Consider the following 24680-nt stretch of genomic DNA (forward strand, 5'->3'; position numbering starts at 1 on the left):
ATGAACCGGGCTACCTTAATCAAACTTATCCATGTGGCCCGTCGGGAGTTGCAGCTGGACGAAGCGACCTACCGCGCGGCGCTGATGAAGGTGTGCGCCGATAAAACCAGTTGCCGGGAAATGACGGTACCCGAGCTGGTCAGGGTGTTACATGCCTTTCAGCAAAAAGGCTTTACCGTGCGTTCAAAGCCGGTTTTACGCGGCGTTAAACCCGCGTCACCGGTCGCTAAAATCCTTGCCATCTGGCAGACCATGCACCGCCAGGGGTTTGTGCAGTCCGGCGATGAGGCAGCACTGAATGCCTGGATAAGGCGTACCACGGCAAGGGAGAACGGTGGCCTGGGGGTGGCACAGCTGGCCTGGCTCAATCAGGATAACGCCCTGGCCGTCAAGGTGCTTGAAAGTCTTAAGCGCTGGCATCGGCGCTGCATGCTGGCGACACTCCCCCCGGGTACGCCGGCTGAAAGTTATCCGCGCGTTTGTCAGCGTTATGAGGCCGAGACCCGTGTATCGTCATAACGTCGGTAACGGGGTATCTTCACCGTGGTGATAGGACGTGAGATATTTAAACGGGAAACGTGCGATAAATGTGGATCTACCTGGGACAAACTGGATCTATCTGGGACAAGTCAGAGGGATTAAGTTGCACATAGTGAAACAGAAATCATGTTTTAAAACCCATTAATTGAAACCATCCTCTTTACTGAACTATACTCAATAAACTTCAAGATGCAGGGAAAGGAAGCTTAACGGCCTTACTACCCGTGCTTTTTGCTGAATAGTCGCCTGCATCTTGAAGTATGTTGAGTATAGAATCGAATCTACTACGATTGATTTCATTTAGAGGAAGTTTCCATGACGACCAAGAACAACAATCATGATAGTTCCGACTTTACAGAGAATCCCAAAAATGACCGAGTAGTCACGTTTGAAAAAGATGCCAGCAAGGAGAATAAACCCACCCCATCGCAACAGTCAAATAACCCGCCTGGTATCCGTCCTAAAAAATGAGTGATAGCTAAACCTTAGGAGGCGTGGATGCAGTTTTAATCTTGTTCCTCCTAATTTCCACCCTAGCTATTTGCTCTGCAGGAATGTAGGTCGCCAGCGCCCCCCAGGAGTCATCGATCACACCAGCAAACTCGCGCCATTCATCACTATCTGGTGCGCTATGGTGTGTTACATAAAGAATGACGTCTCCCGTATTGCCCAGCGCAAACGGCCCATTAGGGAGCCCTTCAAAACGAGCCAGAGGCCGCGATAATAACCCGCTGCCATCCTTGAGAATAACAAACACTTCAGTGGCTCGGTACTCAATCTGTCCGAACAGCTGCTGCCACGCGGAATGGGTGCCATCAGACCATGAGATGTTTAAGGCGCGCATGAGCTTGTACATCCATCTACGCCCGTATTTACGCCATACGGCTCCTGTTATTATTGCGGTAACCAGCGCTACAAGGGTTGACCAGTAAACCGCATATACGGCGACGGATTCATAAGCGGTTGCAGATATAAGACCAAAAACTAATGTCGAAAACGTTATGTCAACGGTTTTGTGGTGCTCTTTCAGACCAACATTGGCAATAAAGTATCCAACATAGCCAGAAGCCAGCGTCACCAATGTTGCCCAGGGCAGATTTAGCAGTGATGAATCGAGCATATGAAATATCCTTCTATTGTTTGGTTAGCATTAAACCAATGCTCACTATCTGGTGTATAGGTTATATTTTTCTCTCCGACGTTTCACTATGTGAAACGAGAAACAGTCATCGAGACGGCTTATCTTCATCTTCAAACAGATTGCCCTGGATGCGAGCAATTTCTTCTTTTTTAACCCGTTTTATCACGGAATAAATCCACTGTAGCGAGACTTCGTACTTGCGTGCCAGGGCGCGGTGGTTATGGCCATTGAAGTCGGCAAATATCTCCCGGTCGCGCTGGTTTATTTTCCACATCAGCCCCATCGGGAAATAGACATTTTGCCCGCCCCATACCGCCATCATTTGACTGGCGACGGCATCGCCTATCTGGCTGGCAACAGCGGGGTCAACATCGATAATCTGTCTGACGATCTGCGCCGTGTGGTCGGCCAGCTCAACCAGTAACTCCGGCCCTTTACTGCGAAAGGTATGCTCTAGCATGAGGTTGTCCTTGCCACGCGTTTTTGCCACTGCTTGAGTTTCTCGATAACCTGGCTGGCCTGTTGGCTATCTAGCCAGTAAGGCGAATCACCGCCGGTTTCCCGTTTAACAAAGTGGGCCAGGGCTGTTGCTGACGCATCCCGGACAATGCCCTCATCGGCCATTGCCTGCCACAGGGCCTGCATTTTCTGGATTTGCGGACGGTCGGTCTGCTTTTTCGTCGTGGGTTGAGTCGGCTGGATACGAAAACCTTTGGCTTTTAGGGCGTTTAACACTTGCGCCAGTTGACCGATATTCAGGGCTTTTGCTGATGTTTTCCTCGTTAGCCTGTGCAGCATCTGGCGGTAAGTCGTGTCATCCAGTTTGAGGTGGTGGGCGGCAATATGGATTAACTGCAGGTATTTTTGTCGGGTCATCGGAGGCGTCCTTTATCGTTGTGGTCGGGGTCAGGATTCCTTATGCCATGAATAAAAAAATAATCCTTCGGGTTTTGAAGGATTATAAAATGAATATCGTTATTATACAATTGAATGCAGTAAACGCCGCTTTTCCGCTATGACTTCTTCACGCAAATCGCCTTGGCATCCATATCCTTGAAGGTTTCAAATTTTTCTGCGAACTGTTTGGCGGCCTGTTGACAGGCGGTTGCCGTGTCAAACGCCTGTGTATGCAGCGTGGAAAAAGCATTACCGGCATAGGGACTGGCGTATAGGGCTAAAATTAATATCCACATGATAATTTATCCTCTTTCACTGAATTAAGGTCGGATGTTCAATAAAACAAAGGCTGACCGCAATGAACACCAAGAAACCGGCAAACAGGCGGTTTTGTTGTTTGCGGGTTTCGGGCGATTGAAAATAAGGCCGCAAGCGGGCGGCAATGAGCGCGTAAAGCGTCATCATCAGCGCATCGACCATTACCATCGTCAGAGTCATAAGGGTAATTTGTGGCCCTAACGATTGGGACGGATTAAGAAAGACCGGTAGTGTGGCAAGTAGGAAGGCGAGCGCTTTGGCGTTGGTGATATCGGTCAGAAAACCCCAGCAGAACCGTTGCGCACAGCGGGTCAATGTCACGACATCGTAAGCATCCATGATGACTGGTGCGCGCCAGGTTCGGTAGGCGGCAAACAGTAGCCAGAGTACGCTAATGCCTTTCAGTAACAGCCAGGCTGTCGCTGAAGCGCGCAACGCTTCCGTGCCTAGTGCCACAATGGGTACCATCAAGCCTAATGCGGTCGCCTGACCGGCAATAAGCGGTAGCGTCTTGCACCATCCCCGCTGGAAGGCATGGTTAAGCGTGAGGATAGCGCCAGCGCCGGGTAATACGGCACTGAGCAAGGCACCGCCTAAAAAAACTAACCAAAGGTCAAGGTTCATGGTTTATTTACCTCGTGCGTTTGATGATGGGGTGGTGTTGATGGCGACTTTGCCGTGATACCTTTTAGCGGCACGACATCCCAATTAAGTACCCAGGCGCTATACCGCTGTCCGCAGTGTGGACAGGTCAGTAACAGGTCAATCCCCCACTCGCCGCTTTCCGGTTGTTGGATGATCTCGGCCTGGGTAGGATTCAGGCGTCGCGTTGCCTGATGGCAGCTGATGCAGGTAATGGTCATAACGTGTTTTCCTTATCTAAGGCGACGATGAGTTCGGCCAATATCTCGAAGGCATTTTGAAATTCACAATACGCGGCGGCAGAATGGTCTGCCTGCAGGTGATGCATGGCGCGGTTTATGTGCCTTTCAATTTGGCGGCGCAGAGGTTTTATTTCCTGATAGCTCATGAGGTCACCTCCTGCTCGAAGGGCGTAATAATGAAATCCTCAAGCTGATTGCGAAACGTAATGCCGGGAATATTCAGTCGCTGGATAGTGTCCTGATTTTTGAGCAGGGCATTTTTATCAAGCTGTGCTTTGCGAATAATGCAGTCGGTCTGTCCGTTTTCTTCCAGCGCCTGAATGATATCATCCACCCCTTTTACCGAAACGGACGGTGGGCGGTTACGCCATGACACCTCGCCGGTTATCAGGTTGGCGGTTTTGGTTTTGCCGTTTTGGGTAAGCGCCTCACGGTTGGCCTCGCACCAGGTCTGGATACCTCTTTGCAACAGGGTGATGCGGGCTTTCCTGGCTTCAATATCAGCCGCATGTTGATGGGTTAACCGCGCAATTTCATCATTAATCTCTGTCTCCAGTCGGGTCATTTCCCGCTGGATATCGCCCAGATTTTTAATATCGTTTATTACCTGCTCACGGGTTTGCGGCGTGCAGGCACCCGCCGCGGCTTTAAGCCGCGTTATTTTCTTTGCCATCTTTTTTACCTTTTCATTAACAACGTCGGGAATTAAACGCGCTCGAAAATAATGTCTTCCAGGGCGTCACTGTGTTGAATATGCTCAAATAAATTCATGTTGTATCGGGTCGCGATTTCACCAAGACGCTGGTCTTGTTCATCAAAATCACGGCAGTTCTCGCAAATCGACAAATAGGTTTCATCGTCCTGTTCCGGCATATCGACGGTCTTTGCCAAATAAACCGATTGGCGAGCGGTAATACGGACAGGGCGTGTTGTCATGATTAACGTACCTCCCAGGTGATTCGGCAGTTATCTTGCAGGAACTGGTATTTTTCCCAGCGGCCCTGACGGTCAGTACCCAGGGCATAGCGAACGGCATGGCCGTTTTTATATAACGCATCACACCGTCGGTCATGCAGCAGGGTAAGGGTCGGACGGCTATAGCCATCAACGGTAAACTGACTGACGATAAAACCTTCCTGGCTGAGTTTATCCATCACCGACAGGCATTGCCTGAACTGCTGCTGGATGGCCTGGTAGGTCATCGCTGACGGGTTTTTAATGGTCACGGCGGGGTTCAGCATAAAAGCCTCCTTTAATGCACACTGTGAATAATATTGGCGTCGATAACCGGGATGGCGTTTTGCGCGGCCAGGTTCATGGCGGCGGTCAGCAGGTTGCCGATAGCCAAGGGGTAAAGCAGGCTGACCGGCGTGTCTTTTTTCGGGCGCAGCCAGCTTAGGCGTTGACGCAGTGCCGGTATCGCATCCGGGCCAAGGACTTTGCTAAGGTCGCCGCCGACGCGTTTAAACTTGAAATCAAGAAAGTCGTTCAAGTGTTCATCTAGCGGCGGCAGGTCAATTACCTCGCAGCGCTGTACCACTTCCCTGACCGCTAACAGGCGCTCGGATAACTTGTCGCCCAGTTCGGGTTGTCCCAGCAGGACGATGGACAGCAGTTTTTTAAAGCCGTCTTCCAGCTCAAAGAAGCGTTTAAGGTGCTTTAAGGTCGGGATGGGCAGGCAATGGGCTTCTTCAATCACCAGTACATGGCTGTACCCGGCGCGGCTGCTCTCTTTTAATAGTCGGTGTAGCTGACGAAAGCGGGCCTCCGGCGAGCGTTTGAGTTTTTCCAGTGGGGCCAGGGTATGGACAATAGCCTCGGCGAGACTGGCGGCTTTCAGGGTTTTGCCCTGATGGTCGTTGTCTTCCATCGCCAGCACGTAGGGTTCAATCACCACCACCGGGGCGTTTTCCCGATAGATGCGGTCAGTCAGGTCACGTCGCAGCGTGCTTTTACCCGAGCCGGATTCACCGATAACCGCGATAAAGCCGCCATAGCTGGCGGTCTGGTACAACGCCTCGCGCACATAACGACTTTCAGGGGTTAAAAACACATCTTCATGACCTTGTACCGCGTTGTCGTCAAATGGGGCACGAAACAGCCCAAAATGCTTTTTGGTGGCAGTCAGTAATACCTGTTTTTTCAGTAACATGGTGTCTTCCTCGTTGCTAGGTGGTGTGTGCTTTTCCTTGCTGCTGGATGTGACCCCGTCAAAGCAGTCGTCCGCCGCGATGCCCTGGTCACTTAGCCAGCCACGGATGCGGTGTTTTAGTGCGTCGGTATCCTGTTTCGGCCACTGATGGTGATTGACTATTTGCGCCAGCGTCGCCTCGGAAAGGTCAAGCGCACGGGCCAGTGCTGCCTGGGTCAGGTTGTGGTGTTGTAACAGGGTTTTGAGTTTCAGCATGATGGCCTCCCGTTAACCGTGACTGGCCAGACTGACCACCACCTCGGTGGACTGGGCCATCAGCTCATCACCCAGCGCGTCGACCTGGTCAGCGGGTATGCCGTCCGGGAAGCGTTGGGTTAGCGTGGTGTAAAATTCACTGCGCCAGGTCTTGCCCGCCGCCTGGAAACGCGCGCGCAACTGTTGAACCACCACGACCGGGTTTAAACGTTCTTCAAAACGTGGCGCGCAAACCGTGGAAGCCTGGCCCTGTTTGGGCAGGTAAATGGGTGGGGTATCGCGTTCATTGTCCAGATAAGGGTTAAAGCGACCGCCCAGTGGCAGCGCTTTGGCTTTTTGCGCGGCAGCGGTTTCGGTGGGACAGGTGGTGCCATACATCGCCTGCTCGACTTCCGCCAGATGGTGTTGCGCCGGGGTGTGGGGTAATGCCTTGAAGGATTCGCCTAATGTTGGGGCATTGAGGGGAAAACCGTACTCGTCTTTCACCACTTCCGGTACCCGGTAAAAGACTTCCATGCCGTCCTCATTGATTATCACCACCTGTGCTTCACTGTCGCGCCAAGGGTTACGGACTATCTGTAGCCAATCGTTGTTACAAACACCCGGCACACCCCTAACGTCATATTCTTTGCTCCCAAATGACACGCGAAGATAGTCATTGACCTTACGGTTTTCCGGCAGACTCACCGCCAGTTCGCGGCACACTTCAACGGGTGGTGCCTTGATTAACTGCTGCGGAGTGATCCGTAGCCAGCTGTCGGTACGGGTCATGCCGGTACGGCGATGCAGCGCGGTACGGTTATACTTTTTACGCCATAACCCGACCCGGTGGTTCAGTTCATCAATATTATCGACTTGCACAAACCGCAGGCCGGATTCAAAACTACACTCCAGAATATCGCGCGCCTTTTCCACTGAGCCGGTGGCGCGGGCATTACGGGCTTTATGGGCGATAAGTTGAATACCGAGGGTTTTGCACAGGTTGCGCATCGTGGCTGAGACCAGCGCGCAGCCGGGGTCGGTATAAAGGATACGCGGTACACCATGTAATACGTCGGCCCCACTGCGCTCCTGCATGGCATTAATCAGCACATCGGTAAAGTTTTGTGCCGTTTCGCCGCCGAAGCGGTACTCGGCGTAAATCCAGCCGCTGGTGTGGTCGGTCAGTTCAAATGACCAGACGCGGTCATTGACAATACGGGCCAGATTTTTGGGCTTGTTCTTGTTAAACTCGGCCTCACTCATCATGCGCAGGCCGCTATCGCGCGTGGTGCGCCCTTTGGCGGGATTTTTCAGGTAATAGAGCACACACAGCGACGCATCCAGCTGCCAGACATGATTGGGATGCCCGGTTTTTAATTGAACGCACGGGGCAGGTACCCGTAACTGGTTGGGATGCAGGCGATAATGGTACAGTGCCCGGCTGATGGCATCGACCGACAGCGGAAACCACTCGCCAGTTTCATTATCAATATACCCGGCATCAATCAGGTTGTTCGCCCGCAGGTCATTAACCGTTTGCTGTAGACTGTAGAGGCGTTTACCATTATTGCGTTCAGATTCCATGATGACGCCGGATATCAGCAGGGCTTCGTCGCGTGTCAGGGCGCTGGTACCATAATCCACCCGCTGCTTGCGCGGCGGTTTATAACTGACCTGTTTGATTTTTCGCAGCAGCGTGGCTTTGGAAATACCGAGTGCCTGACAGCCTGTCTGATACACCGCGTCTTTGCCGCCATGCCCGGCTCTTTCAGCAGTCTGGGCAATGGTTAACAGACGTTCGGTCAGGATGGGGTTCATTGCACCACCTCCTCGACATTATCCTGTCCGGTGCCGCGCAGGTGTTCCGGTAACTGAAAATCCGCATCGTCGGCATCCGCATCGGCTTTTGTCCAGTCAGGCACCAACGCTGATACTGCGTGGTGGGGTAACGAAAAATCACTACGTAACACATTGATTTCAAACTCAATATCATTAAGCAAGCCCGCTAAATAGTCGGCGTGGGATGTGATATCACCACTGTGGCTGCTCAGTTTTTCCAGCCCTTCCCGAAAGCGCCCCATTAATATGGCTTTAACATCAAAGCCCACCAGGCCAATTTCTTCACGGAGCTGGCGTATGCCTTCTTCCCCTAACGGGCGATGCTGATTAAGCAGGCGTTTTTCGCTCAGTTCATTGATCTTTTGATCTTTCTCATTGGCCAGACGGCGGCTGGCTTCAAGTGACTTTTCCGTATCTCGCAGTTTTGCGCGCTGTTCTCGCACTGACATCCGGTCAACCTCATCCAGTGTCAGGCCCGCAATGGTGCCGCCTTCGGCGAGTTCGGCGAGATCTTCGTCATCTTCTAACATCAGTTCATAGAGCTTTGAACGCCCCAAACTTTGAAACGTTTCTAATTTAGAATTCAGTGTTGGAGATAAATACTTCAATGCAGCCTGAGCCATTTTTCTAGCTATGTGATATTTGAGACCTAGATGTTCTTCAACTATTCTCATAAATTTACCATGTGGCTCATTTTCTTTAAGGATGATGAGTCGTTTGCCTGCTTCCAGCATGGCTTCGGCGCTCTGTGCCATATAGAAGCGCGCTTCATGCACAATCCGCTCGCGCTGATAGGGCAAGCCTTCACCGTACTTGTCCATAATAGCCTGCTGATGTTCAGCCAGGGCGTTAAGGTTGTTCATTAAATCCGGTGCCAATGCCTGTTCGGGGGCGATTTCAGCCGTCATCGGCAATGCTTTTCTACCCATGATTTTTTCCTCTTACAGTTTTGACGATGAGGCTACGCAGCGCCCATGTCGTTCTGCCATCTTGATTTGTGCGCGTTCGGTTTCATCGAAAAATGCCAGGGCAATCTGTATCAATTCTTCACTCAGGGCGTAATTCCCATTGAGGCGTTTTTCAATCATCCCTTCTTCCACTAAAAATGGCAGGGTGCGACTGATATTGGCCGCAGAGTCATTGATTAGCGCCGCCAAGGCTTTATTGGACAGGCCGTCGCGATAATGCCCTTTCATGGCTTTCAAAATACGCAGCGCCCGTCGTGTGCGTGAAGAAGGGTGCAGTAATAAGGTGTTTTTCATCGGATGTCTCTTTTTCATTAATGGAAATTGTGTTACCGTCAGTGAAACAGAAAAATGTTATTTTTTATGGCGTCTTTTACTGTGTGGCATCGCTGAACCTACTATCTGTTCAATAGCGCGTTTTGCTTTACGGGCTTTTCCGCGTGTGCCTTGGCAAGCACCATTCAGTAACACATAGATGTCATGAGGCTTAAAACCAGATTCCTCTGCCCACTTAGCGACCGAAGGATATTGCTGATAGACATGCTCGTAAAAATTGCGCTTAAAGTCGGCGGGGTGTTGCAGTGACATGGTATTATCTCCGTTATAAAAAGTTAAAAATAAATATACATTAACATACAAAATGATGTAAAGTCTTTTTTGTCTGTTTTTGTATATTTCTTATCACCGTTAAAAATCACTGGCTGTTATCGGCCTAAAGGAGAGCTGTATGGCAAAGAAAAAAGCGGCAACCAGCCTGTCTGTGAGTGCAGCGGACAATATCACGATTGCGGGGGGGGGGGGGGCAATTGCATACCCTGAAAAAAATGCAGAAAATAGTGCCCAACAGGAGGTAATGGCGCGTTTTGGTGATGGCCTGCCCTATGAGCGTGAGCGCATTGTGCATGAAGCGCGCTTCTATATGGCGCAAAGTGCCGAAGCCATGCTGGAGGCCGGGAAGCGGCTGATTATTCTGAAAGAGAATGAACCTCATGGGGAATTTACAAAAATCCTTGAAAAGGATTTAGGGCTTATACCGCAAACAGCTCGCAGAATGATGCAGGCAAGCCTAAAGTTTTTAGGTGATGGAATTGAAACCCCAAAACGCGCAACGTTAGGCGTTTTGGGAAAAGCTAAACTTTATGAATTATTAACTGAAAATGATGAGGATCTAGATGTTTTAGCCGAAGGGGGCACTATCGCGGGCCTGACGCTGGATGAGGTTGATCGCATGTCGGTGCGAGAACTGCGCGCCGCACTACGTAAAGATGAAGCAGCCCTTAAACGCAGCCAGCAACTGGTCGCCGAAAAAGAGAAGCAACTGCAACAGCTAAGCCAGCAACTGGCGGGCAAAACCTCGTCGGTTGCTGCGAGCGATGAACAAACACCACTCGATACCCAGCAGTGGGTGACACTGACACTCGAAGGGGTGGGAGAACGCCTTAAATCCGAGCGCCTACGATTGGGGCTTAGCCAGGAAATCTTCGCCGAACGCTGTGGTGTCAAAAAACTCACCCAATATAACTACGAAAAAAGTGAGCGGCATCCTGATACCGCTTACTTGATTGCTGCAAAAGCTATTGGGGTAGATTTACTCTTTCTTATTACCGGGGAGCGCAGCGATGAAGCCAGTGCGCTCGATGTGGTGAGAGATGAGGAGGAAGCAACTTTATTGACGACGTTCCGACATATTCCTGGTGAAACACGCGAAGTAGCACAACGTACCCTGGCTGCAATGGCAGAGAAAAAAGTCGCCCGTCACCGCGCTTAAGCCTTCCCCCTTCGTTGGCGCAAAGGGGATTATTTAACGGTAATAATCAGCTCACGCCGTTGCGTGGGCTGATTGCTATTAAGAGTATACCGAATCGGGACGCTCTCCATCGCAAAGCCCTGAAACACTGCTCGCATTTCAGGAATATCATTAACGGAAATAATCATCATGCCCGCCAGGTCTCGTCCCATCCCCGCCAGTTTTTCATATTGCGCCAGGCCAAAATCCACGCCATAGCCTTCTGTCCCCCAGTACGGTGGGTCGCAGTAAAACAGCGTGTGCGGACGGTCATAACGGGCAATACAGCTGGCCCAGTCCAGGTGTTCAATGGTGGTGCGTGATAACCGCAGATGCGCGAGCGACAGCTCTTCTTCCATGCGTAACAGGTTCAGGCGTGGCCCCGTGGTGGTGGTCACGCCAAAGGTGTGTTCAGCGACTTTGCCGCCGAACGCCTGTTTTTGCAGGTAGTAGAAGCGTGCCGCCCGCTGGATATCGGTTAAGGTCTCGGTCGGCGTGATTTTCAACCAGTGATACATCGCCCGGCTGACCAGTGCCCATTTAAACTGGCGCATAAACTCTTCCAGATGGTGTTTCAGCACCCGATAGAGATTAACCAGCTCGCCGTTGATATCGTTAATCACCTCCGCCTTGCTGGGTGACTTCATAAAGAAGAGCGCCGCTGCGCCACAAAACGGCTCCACGTAGCAGGTGTGCGCCGGGAAGCGCGGTAAAATCTGTTTTGCCAGCCGCCGTTTACCGCCTATCCAGGGCAGTATCGGTAAAAAATGTTGTTGCATTCACTGTAAGCCTTTTTCACTAATGGAAATTCGTGTAGACTCTTTCCTGTTCTCGAGGACGGAAAGCGCCACGGTTGACTCACAGGTCGGGTCTGTGTGTTGACGGCCTGTCCGGTGTTCGTGCACCGGGTGGGTCGCGCTTTTTCCCTTGCACCATTCGGGGCAATTGCTGAGCGTAATCTAGCGACTACCGGCTATCCCCACTAGTAAACCGCTTTAAAAGCGTTTAGCGCACTGCCTTGTCACACTGTCTGCCTGATATTGAGGGAGACCGCCATGAAAACCCGAAAAAAATTGATGTTACCCCCCTTTAAAACCCCACGCCTCGGCGGCTGGTTGCTCACTGCGGCTGGTTTGTTGCTGGTGATTGGCCTGGTCTCACCGCAGCAATTGCCGGTGGTGCTCTACAAGCTGGCCTTAATCACCCTGGCGGCAGTCGTGGGTTACTGGCTTGACCGTTCGCTGTTCCCCAAGGCCCGCCCCGGTCAATATCTGCACCATGACCACCCGGAGGTGGCACAGGGTCGACATCCGGTACGCGGCGGCTGCCATCAGGTGTTTGCGGCAGCCCAACTGCGTCGCGCGGTGATTGTGGCAGCAGTGTGTCTGAGTGTGGCGATGGGGTTATGACCATGAACCGCTATCAACGTCCGCAGGGCGACCCCGGATGGCTGTTATTCCTTTTGCTGATAGTGCTCCTTGGTGGCGCGCTTGATGCCGATGCGGCGCGTCCCCCACAAGCCGCACTGCCATACCGGGCTGAGCTGATACGCAACGCCCGTCTGGTGTGGGGGCTTAATGCGCCAGTGGCGGATTTTGCCGCCCAGATTGAGCACGAAAGTGGCTGGCAGCCGGCCATCACCAACCGTATCGGTGCGCAGGGTCTGGGGCAGTTTATGCCCGCGACCACGGCCTGGATTGGGGAGGTAATGCCGGCACTGGCGGCCAAAGCGCCACTCAATCCCAGCTGGAGTTTACGTGCGGTGGTGAGTTTTGATAACTAGCTATGGCAACGATTATCGGCGGTCAATCGCTGTGAACGTATGGCGATGACCCTGTCGGCCTACAACGGCGGTTTGGGCTGGGTGCAGCGTGACCTTCAGTTGGCCAAACGTCTCGGTCACGACAGTGGGCGCTGGTTTCACCACATTGAACGGGTCAATGCCGGACGTCGCGTGAGTGCCTGGCGTGAGAATCGCCATTATCCCCGCCGTATTTTAAAAAGCCTGGCACCGCGTTACCTGACCTGGGGAGGGGCAAGCTGTGTTTAGTGCAGTCAGCCTGAAAAGCCTCGGCGGGGTTCTGGTAATGGCGCTGCTGTCGGGTATCTGGTGGCACGGCTACACGCAAGGCGCAGGTCGCGCAACCGAACGGTGCGTGGCAACCCTCAGTCAGCTGCGCGAGACGTTTGCCATGCAGGAAAAACAGCGCGCCGAGCAGGCCGCGCAAAGCCTGCAAGCCCTGCAACAACGATTTGCCCATCAGGTGAAGCTGGCGCATCAGGCTGAACAGGACTACCTGAATCGCATTGCGCAACTTCGTGACAAAACCCAACACTTAACAAGGCGGATAGAGGATGTTACCCAACATTGGCGGGATGAAAAAGGCCAGCCTCATGCTATGTCCTGCGTATTTACTCGTGGCTTCGTGCAGCACTACAACGCCGCCCTCGGGCTGTCAGACGTTGATGGTTCAGGCGTTGCCGCCCTTACCGGCGGCACTGGCAACCCGACCCGGTCAGCTGAGACCCCTGGCGAGCGACACACCCCGAGTCCAGTTACCCAGCGTGATATCCTCGCCAATATCACCGACAACGGGCAGCAATGTCAGGTCTGGCGGGCACAGGTCAATGGATTACTGGATTATATTGAAGGATTAACACCATGACATTACAGGTCGATTTTTGGGTACTGGTGAGCTATCTGTTTGGGCTGGCGGGCTTTCTCGCGGGGCTGGCCCGCTGGTTTATCCGCGAGACCGAAAAGCGTCAGGCCGAACGGTTTGCATCACTGGAGCGGTTGATGCGCGAGGCGTCCGATAAAGGGGTACGCCTTGAGCGCGAGGTACTGGAATTCAAAGTGGAGGTGCCGGAACGTTACGTCCGGCGCGACGAATTTATTCATTATCAGCAGGTGGTGGAGTCCCGGTTAGACGCGATTTACCAGAAGCTGGAAACGATACAACTGCGTCAGGTGGCAGGAGGATAAGAATGATAGAGACCGAACAGGCACGCCGCGAAGGGTTGCGCTGGGTGTTACTGCAGGTGGTCAACAAGGCGCGGCCGTATCCGGCCAATGACCGGCTACTGTGGGATGTGGGCCATTCGCTTTACCCGGACATGACCATGCTGGAGCTGCAAAAAGAGTTGCTGTTCCTTGAGGGCTTCAGTCTGGTTCGCCTGACCCGACCGCCCGCACGTTCATGGACGGCCACGCTGACGCCGGAAGGGGTCAATCTGGTGGAATACGTCACCGACGATATCCCCGGCATTGCCCGCCCGGCCAAATACTGGAGGGAGTGACGATGGCACCGCGCAGTCATATCGAAGTCTTGCCCGTCTCGGTGCGTGAATGGCTCGACCGGGCGCTGACCGAGCGTAATTTCAGTGGCTACCGGGAGCTGGAAGCCTTGCTGCGTGAGAAAGGCTATAGCATCGGTCGGGCGCAAATTTCTCGTTATGGCCAGAAGGTACAACGCCGCTTTGCCGCCATTCGTGACGCGACTGAAGCGGCGCGGCAACTGACCAAGGGTGCGCCCGATGACCAGGATACCCGCTCAGAATCCATTATGGCGTTGGTGCAGACTGAATTACTCAATAGCCTGCTGGAGGCACAAACCATCAAGGAAGAAGCGGGGTCGCCGGTTGAACGGGCTGAACGTTTTGCCCGCATGGCGAAAAATTTGGCCCCGATTATTCATGCCAGCGTCAGCCTGAAAAAACTGCAAGGCCAGCTTAAAAAAATCAGCGCGGAAATGGCCACGCTGGAGCAGGAAGCAGCGCAGCAAGGCAAGGGACATGTCAGTCTGGAGACCCTGAAGCGGGTGCGTGAAGAAATTTATGGGATTATCGCATGAGCAAAAATGCTGAACTCTACCCTTACCAACAGCACTGGCTGCTCGACCGGTCGCGCTTTAAAATCGGCCAGTTTGCCCGTCAGACCGGCAAAACCTTTACCACCACGCTAGAGCTGGTTGACGACTGCTTTGAGACCGAGGCCCGTGGCGGTCGCACCCGCTGGGTCATTCTCTCGCGCGGTGAGCGCCAGGCCAAAGAGGCGATGGAAGAAGGGGTGAAAAAACATTGTCAGGCCTACGGTCTGGCTATCCGTGAAATTGAAGGCAGCGTAAAAGGCCCAGGCAGCGAACGTTACACCCTGCTGGAGGCGGTGCTGCCCGGCGGCTCACGCATTACTGCACTCCCGGCTAACCCCGATACGGCGCGCGGCTTTGCCGCTAATGTGTTTCTCGATGAATTTGCCTTTCATGCCGACAGTCGCAAAATCTGGGCGGCGCTTTTTCCGGTGATATCGAACGGCTACAAGCTGCGCGTCACCTCCACCCCCAATGGCAAGGGCAACAAGTTTTATGAGCTGATGACCGACCCGTCGCTGGACAGCGTCTGGTCGCGCCATCGGGTCGATATTTACCAGGCGGTCAAAGACGGCCTGCCACGGGATGTGGCCGCCCTCAAACAGGCGCTCAATGATGAAGACGCCTGGGCGCAGGAATTTGAACTGCACTGGCTGGATGAAGCCGCCGCCTGGCTTTCCTATGACCTGATTGATGGCGTTGAACACCCGCAGGCGGGCAAGCCTGAGCACTATCAGGGTGGCCCCTGTTTTGTCGGTATCGATATCGGTCTGCGCCATGACCTGTTTGTGATATGGGTGATTGAACAGGTGGGCGATGTGTATTGGACGCGCGACATCATTACCCGCAAGCGTGCCCCCTTTGCCGAACAGGATGCGCTGCTCGATGCGGTCTTTGCCCACTACCGGGTACTGCGGTGCTGCATCGACCAGACTGGTCTCGGCGAAAAGCCGGTGGAAGATGCCAAACGCCGTCATGGCAGCACGCGGGTCGAAGGGGTGTTATTCACGCCCAGCAACAAGCTGACGCTGGCAACACGCGGTAAAGAGGTGTTTGAAGACCGGCGCTTGCGTTTGCCGCAAGGAGACGGGGCGCTACGGGCCGATTTGCATAAACTGAAAAAAGTGATGAGTCCGACTGGCGCGCCGCGTTTTGTGGCCGAGAGCGATGCCGCCGGGCACGCTGACCGTGCCTGGGCGCTGTTTTTAGCGCTTAACGCTGCCGACCAGCCGCAGGGGCCAGTACGGGCTTACTCCTGTTGCCCACGTCAGGCCTCATCCTTGCTGGAGGGATATTGATGATTGTCGATAAAAAAGCGTTGTTCAGTGACATCGCGACCCGCGCCCGCAGTCCGGCGGGCCTGGGTCAACTGTTCGGCCATTTACCCAATCCCGACCCGATATTACGCGCCAGAGGCCAGGCGATTAGCGTCTACCGCCAGTTACGCGCTGAGCCGTTGGTGGGTAGCAGTATCCGGCGGCGTAAATCGGCGGTCAAATGCCTGGAGCGCGGACTGGAGCCGGGGCAGGCACCTGCGCCTGTGGTGCGTTTTATTGAACAGAGGCTGGCACAGTGGGACATGAACCGCCTCATTGGGGAGCTGCTGGAGGCGGCCTTTTTTGGCTATCAACCCGCCGAACTGACCTGGGCAAAAGACGGTCGCCATCTGGTGGTCACCGATGTGGTGGGCAAGCCACCGGAGTGGTTTACCTTTGATACCGAGAATCGCCTGCGCTTTCAGGCCCAGCAGTCGGGACTGGCGGGCGAGTTATTACCGCCGCGCAAATTTGTGGTGGCCACGCAAGACGCCACCTTTGATAACCCTTACGGCTTTGCCGACCTGTCGCTGTGCTTCTGGCCGGTGACGTTCAAGAAGGCCGGCTGGTCGTTCTGGATGCGCTTTAGTGAAAAATACGGCACCCCCTGGGTAGTGGGGTATCATCCGCGTAGCCAGGACCAGGCGCATATCAGCCCGCTGCTGCACTCCCTCGAGCAGATGGTGCAGGATGCGGTGGCGGTTATCCCGGATGACAGCAGTATTGAATTCAAGGAGCCCGCCACCAAAGGTGCGTCGAGCCGTCTGTATAAAGACCTGATTGAGATGGCGCGCAGTGAAATTACCATTGCGCTCTTGGGCCAGAACCAGACTACCGAAGCCGAAACCAATCACGCCTCGGCCCAGGCCGGGCTGGAAGTGGCCGCCGATATCCGCGATGGCGATGCGGTGATGGTGATGAGTGCGGTGAATCAGGTGATTCGCTGGCTGGTTGAACTGAACTTTGGTGATGTGCCGGTGCCGACCTGGCGACTGTGGGAGCAGGAGACCATTGATGAGGTGCAGGCCAAACGTGACCAGAGTCTGGCGCAAACGGCAGGCTTTTTCAGCGCGCAATACTATCAGCGTGAATATGGCCTGCAACCGGGCGATTTGCTGATGGAAAGCGCGCCACACGCCACCTCTTCCGCCGCACCGCCGCTGATCTTTGCCGAGAACGACACCAAGACCGCATCCGATGCCCAGGCACAGCTTGACCGTGCCCTAGACAGCCTGATGAAAGATGGCTCGTTAGATAAGACGCTACAACCACTACTGTCACCGTTATTTCAAGCCGTACAATCCGGTGTGGCTCCCCGCGAACTGAGGGGAAAACTGGCCGCACTCTACCCCGAGATGCAGGCAGAGGCGCTACAGGAAACCCTGGCCAGGGTGATGTTTGTTGCCAACGTCTGGGGGAGGTTACATGCCGACATTCAATGATAACGCACTGACGGCACTGTTTAGCCTGCCGCCCAAACGGGCGATAGCCTACTTGAAAGCCAAAGGCTTTACCTTTTCCTGGGACTGGCAGGATGTCTGGCAGCAGGCCCATGCCCAGAGCGCGACGGTGGCCAAGGTGACACAACTGGATATTCTGCAGGACATTTATCAGGCGCTGGAAACCACCTTGGCGGAAGGCAAAACCGGCCAGTGGTTTGCTCAGGAATTGACCCCGGTACTGCAGGCCAAGGGATGGTGGGGGGAGCAGGATAGCACCGACCCCGTGAGCGGGCAGCCGGTCACGGTGCAATTAGGCAGCCCGCCGCGACTGGAGACGATTTACCGCACCAATCTCACTACCCTGTACAACGCCGGGCGCTGGGCAGAAATGCGGGAGAATGTTGCGGCGCGTCCCTACTGGATGTATGTGGCAATACGCGATAACCGCACCCGCAAAAGCCACCTGGCGCTGCATGGCCGGGTGTTTCCTGCCGATGACCCGGTATGGCGTGCACTCTACCCGCCCAATGGCTGGCGCTGTCGCTGCAGCGTGATAGCCCTGTCTGAACGGGACATCAAAGCGCGAGGACTCACGGTGGAAACGTCCGGCGACCGTCTGCGCTGGTCGTTGCAAGTCGTCTCGCGCAAAACCGGCGAAATGCAGCCGGTGGCCCAGCTGACACTTGACAATCATACGGTGTTTTCCCCGGATATCGGCTGGTCGTATAACCCCGGTGAAGGGTATCGACCGGACTTAACCCGCTATCAGGGGCCGTTACACGCCGTCGCTAGCAAAGCACTCGGGGGCACTCAATGAAACCCACTCTCCTGTCGGTTGAGATAACCGATAACGACCTGAAACAGGCGCTAAAGCGCCTGGAGAACGCCGCTTACGACCTGACCCCGCTGATGCGACGCTGGTCTGAAACGCTGAAAACCGCTACTGACCTGAACTTTGAGGCGCAGGGGCGGCCACGCTGGCAGCCGTCGGTTGCGGCCCTCGCCCGCCAGGGCATGACGCTCTCCCAGGACGGGTATTTACGCCGCAGCGTGACGCCGGACTATGATGCGCATCAGGCACGGGTCGGCACGAATCGCGTTTATGCACGTATCCATCAACAGGGCGGGAAAGCGGGGCGGGGTGGGTCAGTGACGCTGCCCCCGCGCCCTTACCTGCCGGTATCCGAGGGGGGACAGCTACAGGCTGAAGTCAAACGCCAGCTGCTCGATGAGGTGCTTGATTATTTGCAACAGGCTAGCCTCCGCTAAGCGCTGCCTGACGCGCTCGGGTGGTTAAAGGATACAACGCGATACCCGAGGACGTTTCCGCCCTTTATAAAGCTTTATAAACCCCTTCCTGACGCGGTTATCCCCGATAGCCGCCGCCGCATTCTTCTGTCATCAAAAATATTCAAATGAAAATCTTTAAAGCCCTTTAAAAGGGAAATGCGCCGACCTGGCATACACTGCTGCCATGATGTTAATGGAGGTGCCATGAAATCCCTGCATATTTTTACGCGCGGTCGGCATACGGATAGCCACGGGCAGGTACTGAACGTCAGCGAGCAGGATTTACGCGCCTGTGCGGATGCCTACGATCCGGCGTTACATGAAGCCCCGATAGTGACCGGTCACCCGACTACCGATGCGCCCGCTTACGGCTGGATCAAACAGCTGTCGGCGCAAGGACGTGATTTGTTGGCAGAGCCGCAGCAGGTTGATCCGGCTTTTTCTGAACTGGTGACGGCGGGCCGCTACAAAAAAATCTCGGCGTCGTTCTATTTACCCCACGCGCCGAATAATCCGGCACCGGGTGCCCTGTATTTACGCCATGTCGGTTTTCTTGGCGCACAGCCGCCCGCTGTCAAAGGGCTACGCGCGGTCTCTTTTGCAGATACCGAGGACGGGGTGGTGGAATTTACCGAAGATCGGGATGACAGCCACGACTCGCTGCTACTTCGGCTACGGGCGTTACTGAGCCACTATGTGGGTACTCCATCTGAACCCCCTGCGCTAACCACCGAGACCCTGGCCTTTTCTGAGCCTGGGGTTGTCAACCCTTATCCCACAACGGAGAGCCTTACTGTGGAAAAAACCGAAACCGAAAAACAGCTGGAAGCTGAGAACGCGGCGTTAAAGCAACAGCTCAGCGCTCATCAGGCCGAAAAAGCCGCGCAGGCCGCTAAAGTCGCTCATGACGCCAATGTGGCCTTTGCCGAAACGCTGATGAACGACGGACGACTGGCCCCGGCGGGACAGCCGGTGATTGTCGCGTTACTGGATGCGTTGACCCACAGCGAAAAACCGCTGGAGTTTACCGAAGGCAGTCACACCCGTCCGCTCGTAGAAGCGGTTAAATCGCTGCTGACCTCATCCGCCCCGCTGGTTGATTTTCGCCCACAGGCGGTGCCGGGCAGACGCGCTACACCGCAAGGGTGCGCTGCCTTTACTGAGCAGGCCGCCGATCCGGATGCGCTGCATCAACAGGCGATGGCGCTTAAGGCGCGTGAGTCCATGCCTTACGAAGCGGCGGTGAAACGCTGCCTGACAGGAGAGTCCCATGTCTGATTATTTAAAAAGCAAACGGGCCAACGACCCGGTGCTGACCCACATTGCCGCTGAATACCGCAATGCCAGCCTGATTGGAGAGAAGCTGTTTCCTCTCGTCAGGGTAGAAAAAGAAGGCGTTAAGGTACCGACCTTTGGTAAAGGACGGCTGGCGCTGTATGAAACCAAACGCGCGGTCGGGGCCAACAGCAATATCCTGTTAAGAGAAAAACAGGCGTTTACCGATATCGTGCTCGATGAGCATGATTTAGCGGTGCCGGTCGATTACCGCGAACAGGCGGAATCGATGTTCAATGAAGAAATCAAGGCGATTAAACGCGCCACCGACGGTATTTTGCTGCGCCGGTGAGCAGTATGTGGCGGAGCTGGCGCAATCGACCTCGGTCTATGCCAGCAATGCAAAAAAGGCCCTGACCGGCGATGCCGCCTGGAATAAAGAAAAAGGCGATCCGCTGAAAGATATTGAAGCCGGAATGGAAGTGGTGCGGGCCAATATTGGACTGCGACCCAACGTCATTACCATGGGGGCGAGCGTGATGGCGCTGTTGCGCTTTCATAAGGTGCTGCAAGACGCGCTGGGGTGGGAATGAACGCAAACGTATCACCACCGAGATGTTAAAAGATTTATTCCAGGTGGATGAGGTGCTGATTGGCGCGCCGGTTCAGCTGGCGAAAGACGGTAAAACCTCCACCGACCTGTGGAAAGATAACCTGATGCTGCATGTGGTCAGTCCCCGCCTCTGCGGGCAGTGATAGCGCGGATGAGCATAGGCCGTCCTTTGGCTATACCTTCCGCCGGCAGGGAATGCCCCTGGCCGACCGCTTTGACAGTGTTGGCGGCAAGGTGGTCAATATCCGCTACACCGATATTTACAAGGTCGCGGTGGTGGGCAGTGAGGCCGGGTATCTGATTAGTGGCATTAAAGGAGCGTAAAACATGGTGACGCAACAGGTGGTACTCACCACGACCGTGGTGGCAGTGGAGGAGTTAACCGTCCATCGTCTGGTGAGCATCACGGCAAAACCCTTTAAGGGCACCGGGACGGAACTCGGTGTCGCCGAGGTCTCCGGTAAAAAAGGCGACAGCGTACCGATTAATGTGCTGGGCATCATGGCGGTAGAAGCCGGTGCCGCGATTAGCGCCGGTGAACTGCTCAAGGCCGACAGTGAAGGCCGGGTGGTATCAGAAAGCGCATTAACCGGTGGCGGGCTGCCCGCTTCAACGGTGGGCGTGGCCCTGGATGCCGCCACCGCCGCTGCGAGATTATCCGCATGGTCAGAGGTATCTGATGGCCTACTGCACGTTGGAGGATATCGGGCAATTGCTCTCACACCATACGCTGGTTCGGTTGACGCAGGATGTCTCAGGCGAAGCGCTGATGGGTAGCCTGCCAATGTGATTCACGACAAGGTGGCTGAGCGACGCTATCCGCTATGCCGATGAGCTGATTGATGCTGATCTGCGCGGGCGTTACGTCTTGCCGCTTGCAGACCGTTCCCACGGTACTGCGCGATATGGCGGTCAATCTGGTGACGCATCGATTGTACCTGCGTCGTCCCGAAGGCCAACTGCCCGAGGCGATAAAAGAGGTGTATCGCGGCAGCCTGAAAATGCTGGAAGCCTTGCGTGACGGAAAATTGACGTTAGGTATCGCCCGCAAGTGGTCAGGTGCTCCCCGAGCCGGGGGCTTTTCATGTCCGCGCCCGTCCGGCGCGCTTTAGCGGCCCCGGCGGCCTTACTGGAGGACTTTGAATGACGCTCGATATCATGCGCGCCCTCCTGGGCCTGCTGAAACAGCGGTTGCCGCAACTGGACGTCACCTTCTTTCCTGAGCAGCCGGAACGAGCCTTTCATCTCAATCATCCGCTCGGCGCGGTGCTGCTCAGTTTTGCCCGCTCGCGTTTTGGCGACATTCAGGATGTGGGTAGGGTGTTTCAGCCGCGGGTGCTGCATTTCACGCTGACCTTGGTGATGCGCCAGCTTAACGGTAACGAGGGGGCGATTGCCCTGCTCGATACCCTGCGTCAGGCGGTGGGCGGCTTTATGCCGCCGGACTGTCGCCGCCCACTGTGGCTGATTGATGAGGTTTTTTTGGGGCAATCGGAGGGTTTATGGCAATACGCGCTGACGGTCGCGACAGAAACCTGGTTTGTGCAGGACGCCCCGCACGACGCCTTACCGCGTACTCGGGAAGAGTTCATGAAGACAGAAAGTAATGAGGTGGTCTATGGCGAAGTTTCGCTACAACGGTGAATCCCCGAATATGGGGCCCCCCCTGCGTCTGGATGATGGCCGTACCCAGGATGTGATGTTTTATCCCGGTCAGGTGGTCGATTGTGCCGTGTCGATCATCCGTTTATTGTCTCGCTCGGAAGCGCAGGGCTATCTGACTTTTCTGGGCTTTGATTATCCCGATCCGCCCGTTGAACCGGCAAAACCGTTGACTGATTTTGAACAACGATCACAACAGGCTCAACAGCCGACCGGCAAACCGGCCCGTTATCGTTATGACGGCGAACAGATGGGGGGGTGCCTTCATTACGTTTACCGGATGGCCGCATCCTGGATGTGATGTTCTGGCCCGGGTCAGGAAGTGACCTTGCCGATGGATAACGATTATGTGCTGGGGCTGGAAGCCCAGGGCTATTTAACCTTTCTGGGTCAGGAAGCAGGAAACCCCCGTCAAACCCATCGTGGCTGCACCCGTTGGCACCGGCAATCACCTCATCGGGCGACACCGCTGCTCCCCGCCCTGATGAGGCCAAACCCGTCGAAGTGCCGGTCAGCTCATCGTTAGCGATGCCCGCCAGAAAACGCGGCAAAGTACCAGCAGACACCAAAAGTAACGAGGTCACCCCATGAGTAGAGAACACATCACGGCGTCGATACGCTGAAATATGAACGCGGGACCCGTCCGGTCAAAACGGGAAAATCAGTCCGTGATTGGCCTGGTCGGGTACCGCGCCCAAAGGCCCGGTCAATACCCTGACCCTGTGCCTGTCGGAAGAGGATGCGGCGCAGTTGGCGATGAGCGAAGTGGATTTACCCTGCCACAGGCATTGCGCGCTATCTAATGACCACGGTGTCGGGACCGTTTTGGTGGTCAATGTGTTTGACCCCAAAAGCCATCAGAAAACGATAACCGCAGAAAGTGTCACCTTCGATAGCACGCACCACAGTGCCACACTGAGCCAGTTACCCGTGGGCGATATGGTGGTGAAAAGCGTCGATGGGCAGACCCCCTATCAGGTGGCGACCGACTATACCATGGCCGCCGCAACGGGCAACGTCACCCGTGTTACCACCGGCGGTATTGCCCAGGGGGCCACCGTCAGTGTGACCTATAACACCCCGGATGTCTCAAAAATCACCGCCGCTGACGTTTTGGGTGCCACCAATGCCGCCGACCAGCGTACCGGCATTGAAAGCACTGGAAAATGCCGACAGCCTGTTTGGCTTTCGCCCAAAGCTGCTGATTGTGCCCGGCTTCTCGCACCAAAATGCGGTGGCTGCCGCCATGATTGCCCTGGCGCACCCCTGTGAAGCCATCGCCTATATTGATGCGCCTGCGGGGACGACGTTTGCCCAGGCCGATAGCCGGACGCGGGCCACAAGGGCACCATAATTTTAATACCGCCTCTGACCGGGTACGCCTGTGTTATCCGCAGGTCAAGGTCTATGACAAGGCGACGAATCAGAATCGTCTGGAGCCGCTCTCAGCGCGCGCGGCGGCCTGCGGGCAAAAATTGACCGGGAAAAGGGTTCTGGTGGTCGTCTTCCAATCAGGAATTGATGGGCATTGTCGGGATTGAGCGCCCGTTAAGTGCGCGCATTGATGATGCCAATAGCGAGGTCAATCTGCTTAACCAGAACGGCATTACCACGGTGTTTAACCGCTTTGGTAGCGGATTACGCCTGTGGGGCAATCGCACCGCGGCCTGGCCGACCGTGACGCATCTGAAGAATTTTGAAAATGTGCGGCGCACCGGGGATATGATTAATGAATCTATCCGCCATTTCAGTCTGCAATATATTGATCGCCCCATTAATCAGGGGCTGATTGATGCGCTGACCGAATCCGTGAATGGCTATGGTCGGAGGTTGATTGCCGATGGGGCGCTGCTGGGTTTTCACTGCTGGTATGACCCGGCGAAGACACCAAGGATGCGCTCAGTCTGGGGCAGTTGAAACTGAATTACAAATACACCCCACCGCCGCCGATGGAGCACCTGACCTTTGAGACGGAAATCACTAATGACTATCTCACCTTCCTGAAAAGTGGGGTTTCCACATGAGCGTGACGCCACAGGGTCAATAAGATAACGATAAGGAGGAGATGATGGCGGGCAATGCACTGCATTTTATGACCAATGCCAACGTCTACCTGGACGGCAATAGCCTGATAGGTCGGGAAAAAGAAATCAAGCTACCGGAAATCAACGTCGTTGCAGCAGGAGCATCAGGCGCTGGGGATGATAGGCAAAATTCAGTTACCGGCGGGGTTTGACAAGCTGGAAGGGGAGATTCACTGGACCCAGCCTGTATGAAGAAGTGGCGCTGCGTACCGCCAATCCCTTCAAGGCGTATCCGCTGCAATGTCGCGGTAGCCTGCAGCGCTATAACCCGGCACAGGGTCGCCAGGATGAATTACCCGTCGCGGTGTTTATGACGGTGATTGTTCAGCAAAAATAGTCTGGGCAGCTTAAGCAGCATGAGGTGCCGGAG

At 54.8% G+C, this 24680-nt stretch carries 36 protein-coding genes and 3 pseudogenes; 23 read left to right on the plus strand and 16 right to left on the minus strand.

Annotated elements, in window-relative coordinates; translation table 11 throughout:
* Complete coding sequence (locus V3224_RS10060) at positions 1 to 519, plus strand: gp16 family protein (RefSeq protein WP_334467893.1); 519 nt, start codon at positions 1 to 3, stop codon at positions 517 to 519.
* Between the two features lie 336 nt (positions 520 to 855).
* Positions 856 to 1011 carry a hypothetical protein gene (locus V3224_RS10065; protein ID WP_334467759.1) on the plus strand — a complete coding sequence of 52 codons (156 nt, stop codon included), beginning with the start codon at positions 856 to 858 and terminating at the stop codon, positions 1009 to 1011.
* A gap of 7 nt (positions 1012 to 1018) precedes the next feature.
* Here the strand turns inward: V3224_RS10065 and V3224_RS10070 are convergent, their stop codons facing one another.
* The 15 genes from V3224_RS10070 to V3224_RS10140 all read right to left on the minus strand — a co-directional run bounded on the left by V3224_RS10070 (position 1019) and on the right by V3224_RS10140 (position 9561).
* Complete coding sequence (locus tag V3224_RS10070; RefSeq protein ID WP_334467757.1) at positions 1019 to 1660, minus strand: hypothetical protein; 642 nt, start codon at positions 1658 to 1660, stop codon at positions 1019 to 1021.
* Between the two features lie 106 nt (positions 1661 to 1766).
* Entirely contained in the window at positions 1767 to 2141 is a 375-nt protein-coding gene (locus V3224_RS10075; protein ID WP_334467755.1) for a Mor transcription activator family protein, read from the minus strand.
* Positions 2135 to 2557: a gp16 family protein gene (locus V3224_RS10080; RefSeq protein ID WP_334467753.1), complete on the minus strand. Its 423-nt coding sequence runs from the start codon at positions 2555 to 2557 to the stop codon at positions 2135 to 2137. Before V3224_RS10080 ends, V3224_RS10075 begins: the two co-directional genes overlap by 7 nt.
* 137 nt (positions 2558 to 2694) lie before the next feature.
* Positions 2695 to 2874, minus strand: coding sequence for a hypothetical protein (locus V3224_RS10085; protein WP_334467751.1), 180 nt, complete (start codon positions 2872 to 2874; stop codon positions 2695 to 2697).
* 16 nt (positions 2875 to 2890) lie between these two features.
* Positions 2891 to 3520, minus strand: coding sequence for a LysE family translocator (locus V3224_RS10090; RefSeq protein ID WP_334467749.1), 630 nt, complete (start codon positions 3518 to 3520; stop codon positions 2891 to 2893).
* On the minus strand, positions 3517 to 3759 hold the full coding sequence (locus tag V3224_RS10095) for a hypothetical protein (RefSeq protein ID WP_334467747.1): 243 nt from the start codon (positions 3757 to 3759) through the stop codon (positions 3517 to 3519). The genes V3224_RS10090 and V3224_RS10095 overlap by 4 nt, the downstream gene beginning before the upstream one ends.
* Positions 3756 to 3926, minus strand: a complete 171-nt coding sequence (locus V3224_RS10100; RefSeq protein WP_334467745.1) for a hypothetical protein — start codon at positions 3924 to 3926, stop codon at positions 3756 to 3758. Before V3224_RS10100 ends, V3224_RS10095 begins: the two co-directional genes overlap by 4 nt.
* On the minus strand, positions 3923 to 4453 hold the full coding sequence (locus tag V3224_RS10105) for a host-nuclease inhibitor Gam family protein (protein ID WP_334467744.1): 531 nt from the start codon (positions 4451 to 4453) through the stop codon (positions 3923 to 3925). Before V3224_RS10105 ends, V3224_RS10100 begins: the two co-directional genes overlap by 4 nt.
* A 32-nt stretch (positions 4454 to 4485) precedes the next feature.
* The gene (locus V3224_RS10110; protein ID WP_334467742.1) at positions 4486 to 4716 is read right to left on the minus strand and encodes a hypothetical protein; all 231 of its coding nucleotides are present in this window, start codon (positions 4714 to 4716) and stop codon (positions 4486 to 4488) included.
* 2 nt (positions 4717 to 4718) lie between these two features.
* Positions 4719 to 5021, minus strand: coding sequence for a hypothetical protein (locus V3224_RS10115; RefSeq protein WP_334467740.1), 303 nt, complete (start codon positions 5019 to 5021; stop codon positions 4719 to 4721).
* A gap of 11 nt (positions 5022 to 5032) precedes the next feature.
* The gene (locus V3224_RS10120; protein ID WP_334467739.1) at positions 5033 to 6187 is read right to left on the minus strand and encodes an AAA family ATPase; all 1155 of its coding nucleotides are present in this window, start codon (positions 6185 to 6187) and stop codon (positions 5033 to 5035) included.
* 12 nt (positions 6188 to 6199) lie between these two features.
* Positions 6200 to 7987, minus strand: a complete 1788-nt coding sequence (locus V3224_RS10125) for an integrase catalytic domain-containing protein (protein WP_334467737.1) — start codon at positions 7985 to 7987, stop codon at positions 6200 to 6202.
* Positions 7984 to 8937 carry a DUF3102 domain-containing protein gene (locus V3224_RS10130; RefSeq protein WP_334467735.1) on the minus strand — a complete coding sequence of 318 codons (954 nt, stop codon included), beginning with the start codon at positions 8935 to 8937 and terminating at the stop codon, positions 7984 to 7986. The genes V3224_RS10125 and V3224_RS10130 overlap by 4 nt, the downstream gene beginning before the upstream one ends.
* A 12-nt stretch (positions 8938 to 8949) precedes the next feature.
* Positions 8950 to 9270 (minus strand): IclR family transcriptional regulator, encoded by a 321-nt coding sequence (locus V3224_RS10135; protein ID WP_334467733.1) that lies wholly within the window; start codon positions 9268 to 9270, stop codon positions 8950 to 8952.
* Between the two features lie 57 nt (positions 9271 to 9327).
* Positions 9328 to 9561: a hypothetical protein gene (locus tag V3224_RS10140; protein ID WP_334467732.1), complete on the minus strand. Its 234-nt coding sequence runs from the start codon at positions 9559 to 9561 to the stop codon at positions 9328 to 9330.
* 139 nt (positions 9562 to 9700) lie between these two features.
* On the opposite strand from V3224_RS10140, the gene V3224_RS10145 reads away from it, so the two are divergent.
* Complete coding sequence (locus tag V3224_RS10145; RefSeq protein WP_334470276.1) at positions 9701 to 10741, plus strand: hypothetical protein; 1041 nt, start codon at positions 9701 to 9703, stop codon at positions 10739 to 10741.
* A 29-nt stretch (positions 10742 to 10770) separates the two neighbouring features.
* Here V3224_RS10145 and V3224_RS10150 read toward each other — a convergent pair whose 3' ends face one another.
* The gene (locus V3224_RS10150; RefSeq protein WP_334467730.1) at positions 10771 to 11538 is read right to left on the minus strand and encodes a DNA adenine methylase; all 768 of its coding nucleotides are present in this window, start codon (positions 11536 to 11538) and stop codon (positions 10771 to 10773) included.
* 276 nt (positions 11539 to 11814) lie between these two features.
* Between V3224_RS10150 and V3224_RS10155 the strand changes: the two genes are divergently transcribed.
* From V3224_RS10155 to V3224_RS10245, 20 genes and pseudogenes are all read left to right on the plus strand, one after another.
* On the plus strand, positions 11815 to 12168 hold the full coding sequence (locus tag V3224_RS10155) for a putative holin (protein ID WP_334467728.1): 354 nt from the start codon (positions 11815 to 11817) through the stop codon (positions 12166 to 12168).
* A pseudogene (locus V3224_RS10160) lies at positions 12165 to 12809 on the plus strand (transglycosylase SLT domain-containing protein). The gene V3224_RS10155 and the pseudogene V3224_RS10160 overlap by 4 nt, the downstream one beginning before the upstream one ends.
* A 106-nt stretch (positions 12810 to 12915) precedes the next feature.
* Positions 12916 to 13425, plus strand: coding sequence for a hypothetical protein (locus tag V3224_RS10165; protein ID WP_334467726.1), 510 nt, complete (start codon positions 12916 to 12918; stop codon positions 13423 to 13425).
* Complete coding sequence (locus V3224_RS10170; protein ID WP_334467724.1) at positions 13422 to 13745, plus strand: hypothetical protein; 324 nt, start codon at positions 13422 to 13424, stop codon at positions 13743 to 13745. Before V3224_RS10165 ends, V3224_RS10170 begins: the two co-directional genes overlap by 4 nt.
* A gap of 2 nt (positions 13746 to 13747) precedes the next feature.
* On the plus strand, positions 13748 to 14059 hold the full coding sequence (locus V3224_RS10175) for a hypothetical protein (protein WP_334467722.1): 312 nt from the start codon (positions 13748 to 13750) through the stop codon (positions 14057 to 14059).
* Positions 14060 to 14061: 2 nt separating this feature from the next.
* A complete protein-coding gene (locus tag V3224_RS10180; RefSeq protein WP_334467720.1) occupies positions 14062 to 14613 on the plus strand; it encodes a DUF3486 family protein in 552 nt (183 codons plus the stop codon).
* Positions 14610 to 15926: a phage terminase large subunit family protein gene (locus V3224_RS10185; protein WP_334469215.1), complete on the plus strand. Its 1317-nt coding sequence runs from the start codon at positions 14610 to 14612 to the stop codon at positions 15924 to 15926. Before V3224_RS10180 ends, V3224_RS10185 begins: the two co-directional genes overlap by 4 nt.
* Entirely contained in the window at positions 15926 to 17386 is a 1461-nt protein-coding gene (locus tag V3224_RS10190; protein ID WP_334470144.1) for a DUF935 domain-containing protein, read from the plus strand. The genes V3224_RS10185 and V3224_RS10190 overlap by 1 nt, the downstream gene beginning before the upstream one ends.
* Positions 17370 to 18203, plus strand: a complete 834-nt coding sequence (locus tag V3224_RS10195; RefSeq protein WP_334469209.1) for a phage head morphogenesis protein — start codon at positions 17370 to 17372, stop codon at positions 18201 to 18203. The genes V3224_RS10190 and V3224_RS10195 overlap by 17 nt, the downstream gene beginning before the upstream one ends.
* Positions 18200 to 18655 (plus strand): phage virion morphogenesis protein, encoded by a 456-nt coding sequence (locus tag V3224_RS10200; protein WP_334469206.1) that lies wholly within the window; start codon positions 18200 to 18202, stop codon positions 18653 to 18655. Before V3224_RS10195 ends, V3224_RS10200 begins: the two co-directional genes overlap by 4 nt.
* 225 nt (positions 18656 to 18880) lie before the next feature.
* Entirely contained in the window at positions 18881 to 19954 is a 1074-nt protein-coding gene (locus V3224_RS10205) for a peptidase (protein ID WP_334469204.1), read from the plus strand.
* A pseudogene (locus tag V3224_RS10210) lies at positions 19947 to 20888 on the plus strand (hypothetical protein). The gene V3224_RS10205 and the pseudogene V3224_RS10210 overlap by 8 nt, the downstream one beginning before the upstream one ends.
* 3 nt (positions 20889 to 20891) lie before the next feature.
* Entirely contained in the window at positions 20892 to 21341 is a 450-nt protein-coding gene (locus tag V3224_RS10215) for a capsid cement protein (protein ID WP_334470277.1), read from the plus strand.
* Between the two features lie 65 nt (positions 21342 to 21406).
* On the plus strand, positions 21407 to 21676 hold the full coding sequence (locus V3224_RS10220) for a phage protein Gp36 family protein (RefSeq protein ID WP_334470279.1): 270 nt from the start codon (positions 21407 to 21409) through the stop codon (positions 21674 to 21676).
* Positions 21677 to 21707: 31 nt separating this feature from the next.
* A complete protein-coding gene (locus tag V3224_RS10225) occupies positions 21708 to 22208 on the plus strand; it encodes a Gp37 family protein (RefSeq protein ID WP_334470280.1) in 501 nt (166 codons plus the stop codon).
* Positions 22183 to 22527 carry a hypothetical protein gene (locus tag V3224_RS10230; RefSeq protein WP_334470282.1) on the plus strand — a complete coding sequence of 115 codons (345 nt, stop codon included), beginning with the start codon at positions 22183 to 22185 and terminating at the stop codon, positions 22525 to 22527. Before V3224_RS10225 ends, V3224_RS10230 begins: the two co-directional genes overlap by 26 nt.
* Positions 22528 to 22845: 318 nt before the next feature.
* Positions 22846 to 24250, plus strand: a pseudogene (locus V3224_RS10235) (phage tail sheath subtilisin-like domain-containing protein).
* Between the two features lie 44 nt (positions 24251 to 24294).
* Complete coding sequence (locus V3224_RS10240; protein ID WP_334470283.1) at positions 24295 to 24462, plus strand: phage major tail tube protein; 168 nt, start codon at positions 24295 to 24297, stop codon at positions 24460 to 24462.
* The gene (locus tag V3224_RS29895; RefSeq protein WP_442890188.1) at positions 24428 to 24502 is read left to right on the plus strand and encodes a hypothetical protein; all 75 of its coding nucleotides are present in this window, start codon (positions 24428 to 24430) and stop codon (positions 24500 to 24502) included. Before V3224_RS10240 ends, V3224_RS29895 begins: the two co-directional genes overlap by 35 nt.
* Before the next feature lie 4 nt (positions 24503 to 24506).
* Positions 24507 to 24647: a hypothetical protein gene (locus tag V3224_RS10245; RefSeq protein WP_334470285.1), complete on the plus strand. Its 141-nt coding sequence runs from the start codon at positions 24507 to 24509 to the stop codon at positions 24645 to 24647.
* Positions 24648 to 24680 lie beyond the last annotated feature (33 nt).

Origin of the sequence: Arsenophonus sp. PmNCSU2021_1 (assembly GCF_036919435.1) — a bacterium.
GTDB classification, from domain to species: Bacteria; Pseudomonadota; Gammaproteobacteria; order Enterobacterales; family Enterobacteriaceae; genus Arsenophonus; species Arsenophonus nilaparvatae.